Source organism: Pantoea eucalypti, from assembly GCF_009646115.1.
Taxonomy (GTDB): Bacteria; Pseudomonadota; Gammaproteobacteria; order Enterobacterales; family Enterobacteriaceae; genus Pantoea; species Pantoea eucalypti.
This window is the reverse complement of the sequence record NZ_CP045720.1, coordinates 3,189,417-3,199,750: the sequence shown is the minus strand read 5'-3', so window position 1 is coordinate 3,199,750 and position 10,334 is coordinate 3,189,417. Positions and strand designations below refer to the sequence as shown.

The following is a 10,334-nucleotide window of genomic DNA, read 5'->3' as shown; positions in this document are numbered from 1 at the left end:
ACGACGACATACTGGCGGTAAAACGTTAAGTCTGGTCAGCAAAGATGAATAGCCGCCTGAAGCAGAGGAATCTCACTTGTCGCCATGCCAGCGGCTTCATACACTCCGCCCGATTTTTTCACTCTGAGGTAGATAGGGTACGAATCAATAAGCTGGTGGCTGTTGTGGGATTAGTGACTGCATTAAGTGGATGTATTTTCCCGCCTCCCGGCGGCGGTTGGGGCGGACACGGTGGCGGGCCGGGTCACGGATTCGTAAATCCTCGTTAAGCTTCTCTGTTTCATTTCAGGCAAGCGACATTTAACCGCGGCAGTGCAACCCCGCAAAACGTTTCGCCAGCAAAATAACCGTAAATGGCTGAACAGATGGGATAAATGTGGGCTAAGCCACTGAAAAAATGGCTGTCGCCCTCTGTTTTTTTAGCCAGCGTGGTGATAATTTCAGCTTTTCTCCACCGCTGAGACAACAGCATGAAAAACCTGATTGCTGAGTTACTGGTAAAGCTGGCTGAAAAAGAGGCGACAGCGAAAGAGCAAATGGCGCAGATTGAAGCACTGGAGATCGTTGTCACTGCGCTGGTTCGCAAGCTGGAGCCGCAACAACATCTGGCAATCACCACCAGCATTGAAAGCGCTATGGACAACGTGGCTGATGCTGATGATAACGATGCACGCCTGCTGCGCAATTACATTGAAAAGCTGCTCCATCATCCCCGCCAGTATTGATCCCGGAACAGGTCGGGAATGGGATCTTCCCATCACTTTGACCTCAAACATTTTCTGCTTTGCTTATTCGCTGCCAGAATAATAGAGGACAATCCACTGTGGAGTTATCAAGATGAAAGTCGGTTTAATGGCGATGATGATGGCAGGCCTGCTGGTCAGCGGGCTGGCAGGTGCTGCGGAGAAAACTCCGCAGCAGGAGAAAATGACGATGTGCAACCAGCATGCGAAATCACAGGATCTCAAAGGGGATGCGCGCAAAACCTTTATGAGTGAATGCCTGAAAAAGGACAGCAAGATGTCGCAGATGTCACCGCAGCAGATGAAAATGAAAAGCTGTAACGGTGAAGCCGGTGATAAAAAACTGGCAGGCGATGCCCGTAAAACCTTTATGAGTCAGTGCCTGAAAAAGAGCTGATGATGCCCACGGCCACGCAGGTGGCCGCTTCTATCTGCCGCCCGATGCGGATTCACTTCCCCCTCAACGCCGATTAAATTACCTGCCACAACAGCAGGTTATCTTTCTGAAACAGATTCCTCATCAGGCTTCCCGGTTCCTTTGCCACACTTACTGTTTGTAGGGGATTGCGCAGCGGGCTTTTTTGCCGTGCAGCATAAGACCAGAAACAGTGAAAGGAGCCATGCCGTGAACTATCAATTTACCGTCGACCTGAACGATCTGCCGCAGCGACAGCCGGTTAAAAAGACGCTCGGCGATGTTGATCTATTATTGATTCGCGACGGTGACAACGTCCGTGCTTTTCAGGCGAAATGTCCACACGCTGGCGCACCGCTTGAACAGGGCGCGATTTGCGGCGATCGGCTGGTCTGCCCGTGGCATAAAGCCGCGTTTGATATCGCCGATGGCAAAATGTGTGAACCGCTGGCGTTAGCCGATCTCAAACAGTACCCGCTTCGCATTGAAGAGGGCCGGGTACTGATAAACCCCAAAGCGATGTCACCCGCAGCACCCATTGGCAGCGGGGCAGATGCACCGGTCTATGTGGTATTAGGTGGCGGCGCGGCGGGTAGCGCAGCGCTATGGCGTCTGCGTCATGAAGGTTTTAAAGGCCGCCTGATACTGGTCGAGCGTGAAGCCGATGCACCTTATGACCGCACCGCGCTGACCAAATTTGTGCCGTCGGGAAAAATGGATATTAACGAAGTGCCGCAGCTGCTGAAAGCGGATGTGATGGACCACGTTGAAAGACTCCAGGCTACAGTGAGCCGGCTGGATGCACAGCAACAGCGGTTAATCTTCGGCGATGGCGGGACGCTTGCGTTCGACAAACTGTTGATCGCCAGCGGCGCGACGCCTGTTCTTCCCGATTTGCCGGGCAGCGATCTTGACGGGGTTCATCTGCTGCGCAGCAAAGCGCAGACCGATGAGCTGCTTCAGGCGGTGGATGCCAGCCATAAAATCGTGATTATCGGCAACAGTTTTATCGGTACCGAACTGGCGTCGGCACTGCGTAACCGCGATATTGACGTCACAGTCATTGCCCGCCAGGCACTGCCTTTTGCTAAACGGTTTGGCGAGCAGATTGGTCGCTATTTCTACCAGCTTCATGAGCAAAACGGCGTGAAGTGGGTGCAGGGCGAGATCGAAGCGCTGCAGGGTGACCAGAAGGTAAATGGCGTGCAGCTGAAGGGCGGACGCAGGCTGGATGCTACCGTTGTGCTGTTCGCGACCGGGGTTAAACCGGCCACCGACTTTATTCACGATCTGCCGCTGGCAGAGGATGGCAGCCTGCAGGCGGATGATCAGTTGCGGGTCGCTGATAATATCTGGGTGGCGGGGGATATCGCCACCTATCCGGCGGCACAGGGGCCGCTGCGTATTGAGCACTATCGCGTTGCACATCAGCAGGGACAGACTGCCGCATGGAATATGCTGGATCAAAACGTCGCTTTTGATCGGGTGCCGTTCTTCTGGACGACCCAGTATGGCACTCGTTATGAGTATGTTGGCCACGCGGCAGAATGGGATGAATTCCAGCTAATCGGTTCGCTGGAGGATAAAAAGTTTATGGCGTTTTATGGTCAGCAGGGGCAACTGGCGGCGATCTGCTCATGCGGTATGTATACGCTGACCGCTGAGCTGGTGCAGCAGATGCAGCATCCCATGACGCTTTCTGACGCGGTGGCGCGCTGTCAGGCGAAAATCAGTTAAGCTGCACGCAGGGCGGACCAGGCTGACGGGCCGCCCTGCGCACTTTCTCACCGGTTAGCTGCGACTCAGTTTCTCTGACTTCGCCATGCACTGCTGCATCGCTTCCATCACTGCCGAGCGCATCCCTTTTTCTTCCAGCACTTTCACCGCTTCAATGGTGGTGCCGCCTGGAGAGCAGACCATATCTTTGAGTTCAGCCGGATGTTTACCGGTGGTCAGCACCATCTGCGCCGCGCCTTTAACCGCCTGCGCAGCAAACTGATAGGCCTGAGCACGCGGCATGCCACCCAGTACGGCTGCATCCGCCATCGCCTCGATAAACATAAACACGTATGCCGGTGCAGAACCGCTCACGCCGACCACGGAGTGAATCAGATATTCATCCACCACGGCCGCTTTGCCGAAGCTCTCAAAAATCGCCACGACTTCGTCGATCTCCGGCTGCTCAACCAGCACGTTAGGCGTTACCGAGGTCATGCCTTCGCTCACCAGTGAGGGCGTATTCGGCATTGCGCGGACAATTTTGCGATCGTAACCCAGCACCGAGGAAAGCGAGTCCAGCGTCACGCCAGCCGCAATCGACACCACCAGCGCCTCTTTTTTCAGGCTGCCTGCCAGCTCTTTTAATACTTTCAGAATGACATTCGGTTTTACTGCGCCGAACAGGATGTCCACTTCACGCGCCAGCGCATCCGCGCTCTCTGCTGCGTTGATGCCATACTGCTCTGCCATCGCCTGGTTGGTCTCAGCTTTGCGATCGTAAACGAAGATATCAGACGGGGCGATTTTGCCGCTGTTGACCAGTCCGCCGATAATGGCTTTCGCCATGTTTCCCCCGCCGATAAATCCGATTTTCTTTGCCAGCATCGCCATCTCCTTAGGACATTATTCGTTTTTCTCAGTGAGCTAGCTTACTTCAGCCAGCCCGAATAACAAGTCAGCTGCAAGCGCGCTGGAAAGCGTGGCGCAAATTAAATTTGCCATTTAAGAGGAACCCGGCAAGATCTCAGGCTTCTCTGACTGTAAGGAATCATGATGTTTATCTGGGTCGATGCCGATGCCTGTCCGAATGTGATCAAAGAGGTGCTCTACCGTGCGGCGGATCGTACCGCGACCACGGTCACTTTTGTGGCGAACCAGTTTTTGCGCGTGCCGCCATCGCCGTATCTGCGCACGCTGCAGGTGCCTGCTGGCTTTGATGTGGCGGACAATGAGATTGTCAGACGTTGTCAGCCCGGCGATCTGGTGATCACCGCCGATATTCCGCTGGCGGCTGAGGTGATTGAGAAAGGGGCAGCGGCGCTGAATCCGCGCGGCGAGCGTTACTCACCGGCGACGATACGCGAACGTCTGACGATGCGTGATTTTATGGATACGCTGCGGTCAAGCGGCGTGCAGACCGGCGGCCCCGCGACGATGAGTCCGCGTGACCGCCAGCAGTTTGCGAATGAACTGGATAGCTGGCTCACCCAGCAGAAACGCTCAACTTAAACGAAGCTGTCGTCGTCGTCGAAATCGTTGCCGCCAAAATCGTTGAGATCGCTGTTGTCGGCATAATTGCTGTCCCAGCCCGTGTTCTGGTCGAGGAAGGCGCTGTCGTTACCGCCGTTAAAGTTATCGGCATTGTCATCGCCACCGTTGAAGGTGTTGAGATTATCATTCACCTCCGGCAGCGGCGGCTCATTGATGATATTCACAATCTCTTCCGGCTGTGAATGGTGGAACATGCTGGTCAGCATGTCGGCCATCACGACACCACCCGCGACGCCCACGGCAGTTTGCAGAGCGCCGCCAAGGAAACCGGTGCCGCGTGGCGCGGGTGCCTGGGCAGGGGCATACTGCTGCTGTGCCGGTTGCTGCGACGCACTGTTCCACGGTGACTGTTGCTGCGGCTGCTGAACGGGAGGCTGCTGACGCGAACCGCTGCCAAACAGTCCCGACAGGAAGCCGCCGCTGCTCTGTGCAGGCTGCTGCTGTTGTTGTTGCTGCAACTGTGCCACCTGGCTTTCCAGCGCTGACACTTTCTCATTGAGTTTTTTCAGCGCCGCTTCCTGAATCAGGATTGCCTGCGTCATGTAGTAAGGCGCGCCTGGCTGCGCCTGAAGATGCTGGTTAATCAATTGTTCGGCAGCGGCATCGCGTGCCACGGCCTGGCTTTCGGCCTGTTTCAGACGGCTGAACAGCCCATCAATCAGTTGTTGTTCTTCGCGTTGCATGATGACTCTCCTGTGGCGATTGTTATCAGTATATGGGGTCGTCAACACGAAAAGTAAAATCCGGGCGGTAAGCAAATATTGCCAGCCCATTTCAGCCGCCGTTTTATGCGTTTTTTAGCGCCCGGTTACTCACCTGATGCACAAAACGTGCATGCATTTCCCCTTGAAAATAGAGAGATTATCGCTGTTCATGTGAGGAAAAAGCGTAAATCATGCCTGACAGGTGGAGGCCATAATAATTTCCAGTTATGATGCGTCGCATTAATCAGCTAACCATGCAGCCGCATCGCGCGGTCAGGCGGAGGAACGGCCCTGATGTCACTACCCATCTTTTTGATTGGCGCTCGCGGTTGCGGCAAAACCACGGTCGGCGAGGCGTTATCGCAGGCGCTGGGCTACGCCTTTACGGATACCGATCACCATCTGCAACTCAGCACGCAACGCAGCGTGACGGAGATTGTCGAGGCGGAAGGCTGGGAAGGTTTCCGCGCCCGTGAAACGGAGTCGCTGAAAGCAGTCACGGCCCCCAGGACGGTCATTGCCACGGGCGGTGGCATGATCCTGGCTGAAGAGAACTGCCGCTTTATGCAGGAGCAGGGGCAGGTGATCTGGCTCAGCGCGTCCCCCGAAGTGCTGGCAGAGCGACTGGAAAGCGAACCTGAAGCGGCCCAGCGTCCGACCTTAACCGGACGTCCGATTGCTGACGAGATGAGTGATGTACTGCGTGAACGCGCGCACCTTTACCAGGCGGCGGCCCATCATCAGGTGAATGCCATGCAGGCACCGGAGTGTGTGGTGGAAGAGATTCTGCTGTCACTTTCTCTGGCGCGCGCCAGCTAACCCTCAGATTTTTCCCGCTTTGATCCCGCTTCAGATGGCATTGTCTATACTTATCCTATGACAGGCAGCAGCCTGTCCTGTGGAATGTTGTTCAGACAAGAGGGACACAGTATGCCTACCAGACCGCCGTACCCGCGTGAAGCGAAAATTGTGACTGTTGAAAAGGGGCCTGAAGGTAATAAGGTAACCTTTTATGAATTGCGTGCTGATCATCCCAAACCGAATTCATTAATCAGTGAGCATGAGACGGAAGAAGAAGCGCACGATGCTAAAGCGCGCTACGAAGACGTCGAAAAAGAGTAAAGCATTGCGGCTGGCAGGGAGGCCAGCCTGATATTCAGCGTCATTTCGCCGTTTGTCAGTACGTTGCCTGAGTTATGCCCATCGCCTCTTTATTCCCGACATCCCCTTGCCGACGCACAACAAAGCTGCCTGGAATACTGGCTTAACGCTTTTTCGCTCTGCGCGTCTGATCTCTCCCGCCGGAACAGATCACAAACGACCATCATTTCGCGTGACAGATCAGCGGGTTCCCTTCTACACTGCCAGACACACAACATGTGCTCTGGAGAACTATTATGCTCAACGTTAGTGAGTATTTTGACGGAAAAGTTAAATCTATTGGTTTTGACAGTGCGAGCACCGGTCGTGCCAGCGTCGGCGTGATGTCTGAAGGTGAATACACATTTGGTACCGGCCAGCCGGAAGAGATGACCGTCGTTAGCGGCTCGCTTAAGGTGTTGCTGCCAGGTGAGACCGAGTGGAAATGGTTTGAAGCGGGTTCGGTGTTTAATGTGCCGGGTCACAGCGAGTTTCATCTGCAGGTAGGCGAGCCAAGTTCCTATCTCTGCCGTTACCTGAAAGATAAAGATTAAAAAAAGGGCCGCTAAGCGGCCCTTTTTTCTAGCGAATAATCTTCACATCACTCAGGGTGATAGCGCCCATCGGTTTATCACCTGTTTTTGCCCTTAGTGGCGCTAAAATCCGCAGGTCTTCAAGCCAGGCACTCTCTATGACGGTGACAGGCTGTTTGTCTGTCGCAATGGTACAGGTTACCTTCAGATAGCGTCCGCTAAATGCCGGGTTAATCTCTCGCGCGTCGCCACCGCTGGAGACGGCACAGGTTTCCCGCTGATGACTGTCCTCATCCTTGCCCACGCTACTCTCACTCACCGCGTCGTTCTGATAGTGCTGTCCGGCGGTTAGCGGATAACGCAGCGTCGAACTAAGTTGTTTTAACCGCGAAGGGGAATAGGAAATCGACATGGTATAGGCGAGCTGGATATCATTGGCAATCGTCAGACGCTGCACTTTCCAGATACCGTAATCCTCCAGCTTGCGAATAAATCCAGCGTCATCCGCCACCATATGCACGCTGACGCGACCTTCCCGACTATTTTCGACCCAGCTGAGCTGCTGAAAACGCGGTGTGGCCCAGGGATGGACCAGGGTTTTCAGTTGTTGCTGCAGGGCAGGGGCAAGCGGGACGGCGGCCAGCACCGAGGCCGGATTGCCATTCAGGTCGGGTAGCATCTGTTGTGCCATCGAACCGGGCGATTTATGCGAAGCGGGTCTGAAGTGGCCCAGTGCATGAAATCTCTTAACATCTGGCAGCGTACAGAGCTGGGCAAAAGTTTTTTGCAGCAGAGGCGTCAGATCAAAAGCGGTTTTACGGCGCGCCAGCTGGCCTCCATCCAGTGAATCGGTTACGTAACCGTTGTCATCAATATCAAATGCGGATAACGGTGTACTGACACCGGTTTCGCAGTTAAAACGGTAATTTTCGACCTTTAGACTGTAGGGCGCATCATAGGGTGGATCGAAATCGCTGGCCGCATAATCAGTGCCGACCCGGACCCGCAATATCTCTGCCTCACGCTTCAGGCTGGCAACGTCAATCAGTGTCGTGGCACCATACTTATCAGCAGATTCAATTTTTTCCCATAGCACTGACCTTTCGGGTAATCCGCAGATTTTTTTCAGAACAGCCGGATCCTGATTTGAGCCAGGCTGAGGTGCGCTGTAGCGGCCATATTCATTGCCGTAAAACCGGCCTTGTGGGCTGCCTTCTGCATCGACCATGTGGCGGTAAAGCGCTTCGGCATAAGGTTTTTGGCAATCATAAGCCTGCCAGACCTGCATTGCGCCCCCGTTTTTACCGGGAATAGCCACCATCACATTCAGGCGATCGTTGATGCGCACCGCATCGAAACGGCTGACGCTGGGCGGATCATCCGAGGCGGGCTGACTGCGTGCAGAGAGTGAAAGAAGCGACAGTGTGCAAAATAAAAACAGGTGCCGAAATAAGCGGGACATAAGTGGAATTCCTTTGCCAAAGACCCGGTTATCGACAAAGTATGCCAAAACTTCAGGGCGGAACGGCGCCGCCCTGATAATGCTTAACGCTGGGCTTCGCCGCCTAACGCTTCCACCAGATTACTGGTCAGTGCTGCCAGTTCGCTGGTCATCAGAATAAAGTCGGCATCAAAGCGCTGCGCGAAATCTTCGCGGTCGATATCGTCGTTCTGGTCGCGCAATGTGTCGCTGAACTTCAGACGCTTCACTGAACCGTCATCGGCCAGCACGAACTGAATACGCTCCTGCCAGTCGAGTGCCAGTTTTGTCACGACCTTGCCGGCTTCGATATGGTTGGCGATCTCATCGCACACCAAATCCTGTTTCTTGCAGCGGATGACGCCGCCATCTTCCAGCAGGGCTTTCAGCTCCGCTTCATCCATCAGCGCAAACCCGGCTGGCAGGTCGCCTGAACGCACCCATTGGGTCAGCGTCAGTTCAATCGGATTTTCCAGCGTCAGTGGCACCACCGGCAGTGAACCCAGGCTTTTGCGCAGCAGCGCCAGGGTATCTTCCGCTTTTTTCGCGCTGGCACAGTCCACCATAATCAGGTTATTGACCGTGTCGATCCACAAATAGGTCTGGCTGAAACGGCTGAAAGCACGCGGCAGCAGGCTATGCAGCACTTCATCTTTCAGCGAATCTTTTTCGGTCTTTTTGAGCTTGCGGCTCTGCTCAGATTCCAGCTTGTCGATTTTTGCTTCCAGCGCCTGTTTCACGACCGGCGAAGGCAGGATTTTCTCTTCTTTGCGGGCGCAAATCACAATCTGGCCTTTATTCTCGTGGGTCAGCGCGTCGCTGCGGTTACCCATCGGCGAGACCCAGCCGGTCTTGCTCATATCCTGACTGCCACACGGTGAAAAAGTGAAGGCGTCGAGCTGTTTTTCCATCTCATCTGCGGACAGCGGAATGTCACGATTCAGACGATAAACCATCATATTTTTAAACCACAACATCGGGATTCCTTACCGTGGCGCGATCGGGCGCACAAGTCTGCGAGAGTCAGCGCGCATGATAGCGAAACATCGGAGTGGTTTCATTGCCTTTAAGGCAGCCGCCTTTTACTGTATCTCTCACCTGAACGAATAACGAGGAAGTAACCTTGCGCATAGGCATAGATCTGGGTGGCACCAAGACAGAAGTGATTGCATTGTCAGATAAGGGAGAGGAGCTGTTCCGTCACCGCGTGAATACCCCGCGTGACGACTATCAGGCAACGGTGCAGGCAATTGTTGATCTGGTCACGCTGGCGGAGCAGAAAACTGGCGAGACCGGTACGGTCGGCCTGGGCATTCCCGGCTCGCTTTCGCCTTTCAGTAAGCGGGTGAAGAATGCGAACTCCACCTGGCTTAACGGCCAGCCGCTGGATAAAGATCTGGCTCAGGCGCTGAACCGGGAAGTGCGCATCGCCAACGACGCGAATTGCCTGGCCGTATCGGAAGCGGTCGACGGTGCCGGTGCCGGACAGTCGCTGGTGTTTGCCGTGATTATCGGTACCGGATCGGGTGCAGGTATCGCGATTAACGGTGAATCGCGCATCGGTGGTAACGGTAATGCCGGTGAGTGGGGCCACAATCCGCTGCCGTGGATGGATGAGGATGAGCTGCGTTATCGTCAGGAAGTGCCCTGTTATTGCGGGCAGCAGGGCTGTATCGAAACCTTTGTTTCAGGCACCGGTTTTGGTATCGACTATCAGCGGCTGAGCGGCGTACATCGCAAGGGCGCGGAGATCGTCTCACTGCTGGCACAGCAGGATCCGATCGCCGAACTGGCAATGAGCCGCTATGAACTGCGTCTGGCAAAATCGCTGGCGCAGGTGGTGAACCTGATCGATCCTGACGTGATCGTGCTGGGCGGCGGGATGAGCAATGTGGATCGGCTCTATCAGACTGTGCCGGTGCTGATGAAGCAGTGGGTGTTTGGCGGGGAGTGTGAAACGCCGGTGCTGAAGGCGCAGCATGGCGACTCCAGCGGCGTACGCGGTGCGGCGTGGCTCTGGCCGCTTAACGGCTGAGTGTCCCGCACATC

13 protein-coding genes are annotated in these 10,334 nt (G+C 54.9%); 8 read left to right on the top strand and 5 right to left on the bottom strand.

What is annotated here, in order from left to right; all coding sequences use genetic code 11:
* Nucleotides 1-280: 280 nt before the first annotated feature.
* Complete coding sequence (locus EE896_RS15025) at nucleotides 281-472, bottom strand: hypothetical protein (protein ID WP_003850076.1); 192 nt, start codon at nucleotides 470-472, stop codon at nucleotides 281-283.
* On the opposite strand from EE896_RS15025, the gene iraP reads away from it, so the two are divergent.
* The 3 genes from iraP (at nucleotide 471) to EE896_RS15010 (ending at nucleotide 2,895) form a co-directional block, all read left to right on the top strand.
* Nucleotides 471-725 (top strand): anti-adapter protein IraP, encoded by a 255-nt coding sequence (gene iraP / locus EE896_RS15020; RefSeq protein WP_003850075.1) that lies wholly within the window; start codon nucleotides 471-473, stop codon nucleotides 723-725. The two genes, EE896_RS15025 and iraP, sit on opposite strands and share 2 nt — an antisense overlap.
* 112 nt (nucleotides 726-837) lie before the next feature.
* A complete protein-coding gene (locus EE896_RS15015) occupies nucleotides 838-1,140 on the top strand; it encodes a PsiF family protein (RefSeq protein ID WP_003850074.1) in 303 nt (100 codons plus the stop codon).
* 228 nt (nucleotides 1,141-1,368) lie between these two features.
* Nucleotides 1,369-2,895, top strand: coding sequence for an FAD-dependent oxidoreductase (locus EE896_RS15010; protein ID WP_039659045.1), 1,527 nt, complete (start codon nucleotides 1,369-1,371; stop codon nucleotides 2,893-2,895).
* Nucleotides 2,896-2,949: 54 nt separating this feature from the next.
* On the opposite strand, the gene proC is transcribed toward EE896_RS15010, so the two are convergent.
* Nucleotides 2,950-3,762, bottom strand: coding sequence for a pyrroline-5-carboxylate reductase (gene proC / locus EE896_RS15005; protein WP_110411620.1), 813 nt, complete (start codon nucleotides 3,760-3,762; stop codon nucleotides 2,950-2,952).
* A gap of 168 nt (nucleotides 3,763-3,930) precedes the next feature.
* Here proC and EE896_RS15000 point away from each other — a divergent pair, with 168 nt between their 5' ends.
* Nucleotides 3,931-4,386, top strand: a complete 456-nt coding sequence (locus tag EE896_RS15000; protein WP_003850071.1) for a YaiI/YqxD family protein — start codon at nucleotides 3,931-3,933, stop codon at nucleotides 4,384-4,386.
* On the opposite strand, the gene EE896_RS14995 is transcribed toward EE896_RS15000, so the two are convergent.
* Entirely contained in the window at nucleotides 4,383-5,111 is a 729-nt protein-coding gene (locus EE896_RS14995; protein WP_140916020.1) for a DUF2076 domain-containing protein, read from the bottom strand. The genes EE896_RS15000 and EE896_RS14995 overlap by 4 nt on opposite strands.
* Nucleotides 5,112-5,426: 315 nt before the next feature.
* Here EE896_RS14995 and aroL point away from each other — a divergent pair, with 315 nt between their 5' ends.
* The 3 genes from aroL (at nucleotide 5,427) to ppnP (ending at nucleotide 6,826) form a co-directional block, all read left to right on the top strand.
* Nucleotides 5,427-5,951 (top strand): shikimate kinase AroL, encoded by a 525-nt coding sequence (aroL, locus tag EE896_RS14990; RefSeq protein ID WP_003850067.1) that lies wholly within the window; start codon nucleotides 5,427-5,429, stop codon nucleotides 5,949-5,951.
* Nucleotides 5,952-6,062: 111 nt separating this feature from the next.
* Entirely contained in the window at nucleotides 6,063-6,254 is a 192-nt protein-coding gene (locus tag EE896_RS14985; protein ID WP_003850063.1) for a YaiA family protein, read from the top strand.
* A gap of 275 nt (nucleotides 6,255-6,529) precedes the next feature.
* Nucleotides 6,530-6,826: a pyrimidine/purine nucleoside phosphorylase gene (gene ppnP, locus EE896_RS14980; protein WP_003850060.1), complete on the top strand. Its 297-nt coding sequence runs from the start codon at nucleotides 6,530-6,532 to the stop codon at nucleotides 6,824-6,826.
* Between the two features lie 28 nt (nucleotides 6,827-6,854).
* Here ppnP and EE896_RS14975 read toward each other — a convergent pair whose 3' ends face one another.
* Both EE896_RS14975 and rdgC read right to left on the bottom strand, forming a co-directional pair.
* Nucleotides 6,855-8,267, bottom strand: coding sequence for a hypothetical protein (locus tag EE896_RS14975; RefSeq protein ID WP_105099446.1), 1,413 nt, complete (start codon nucleotides 8,265-8,267; stop codon nucleotides 6,855-6,857).
* Between the two features lie 83 nt (nucleotides 8,268-8,350).
* On the bottom strand, nucleotides 8,351-9,262 hold the full coding sequence (gene rdgC / locus EE896_RS14970; RefSeq protein ID WP_003850053.1) for a recombination-associated protein RdgC: 912 nt from the start codon (nucleotides 9,260-9,262) through the stop codon (nucleotides 8,351-8,353).
* A gap of 146 nt (nucleotides 9,263-9,408) precedes the next feature.
* Between rdgC and mak the strand changes: the two genes are divergently transcribed.
* Entirely contained in the window at nucleotides 9,409-10,320 is a 912-nt protein-coding gene (gene mak / locus EE896_RS14965) for a fructokinase (RefSeq protein ID WP_003850052.1), read from the top strand.
* Nucleotides 10,321-10,334 lie beyond the last annotated feature (14 nt).

What these genes read in the sequence shown, in the direction of transcription:
- iraP (WP_003850075.1), top strand. Translation starts at nt 471, where the DNA reads ATGAAAAACCTGATTGCTGAGTTACTGGTAAAGCTGGCTGAAAAAGAG.
- EE896_RS15025 (WP_003850076.1), bottom strand. Translation starts at nt 472, where the DNA reads ATGCTGTTGTCTCAGCGGTGGAGAAAAGCTGAAATTATCACCACGCTG.
- EE896_RS15015 (WP_003850074.1), top strand. Translation starts at nt 838, where the DNA reads ATGAAAGTCGGTTTAATGGCGATGATGATGGCAGGCCTGCTGGTCAGC.
- proC (WP_110411620.1), bottom strand. Translation starts at nt 3,762, where the DNA reads ATGCTGGCAAAGAAAATCGGATTTATCGGCGGGGGAAACATGGCGAAA.
- EE896_RS15000 (WP_003850071.1), top strand. Translation starts at nt 3,931, where the DNA reads ATGTTTATCTGGGTCGATGCCGATGCCTGTCCGAATGTGATCAAAGAG.
- EE896_RS14995 (WP_140916020.1), bottom strand. Translation starts at nt 5,111, where the DNA reads ATGCAACGCGAAGAACAACAACTGATTGATGGGCTGTTCAGCCGTCTG.
- aroL (WP_003850067.1), top strand. Translation starts at nt 5,427, where the DNA reads ATGTCACTACCCATCTTTTTGATTGGCGCTCGCGGTTGCGGCAAAACC.
- EE896_RS14985 (WP_003850063.1), top strand. Translation starts at nt 6,063, where the DNA reads ATGCCTACCAGACCGCCGTACCCGCGTGAAGCGAAAATTGTGACTGTT.
- ppnP (WP_003850060.1), top strand. Translation starts at nt 6,530, where the DNA reads ATGCTCAACGTTAGTGAGTATTTTGACGGAAAAGTTAAATCTATTGGT.
- EE896_RS14975 (WP_105099446.1), bottom strand. Translation starts at nt 8,267, where the DNA reads ATGTCCCGCTTATTTCGGCACCTGTTTTTATTTTGCACACTGTCGCTT.
- rdgC (WP_003850053.1), bottom strand. Translation starts at nt 9,262, where the DNA reads ATGTTGTGGTTTAAAAATATGATGGTTTATCGTCTGAATCGTGACATT.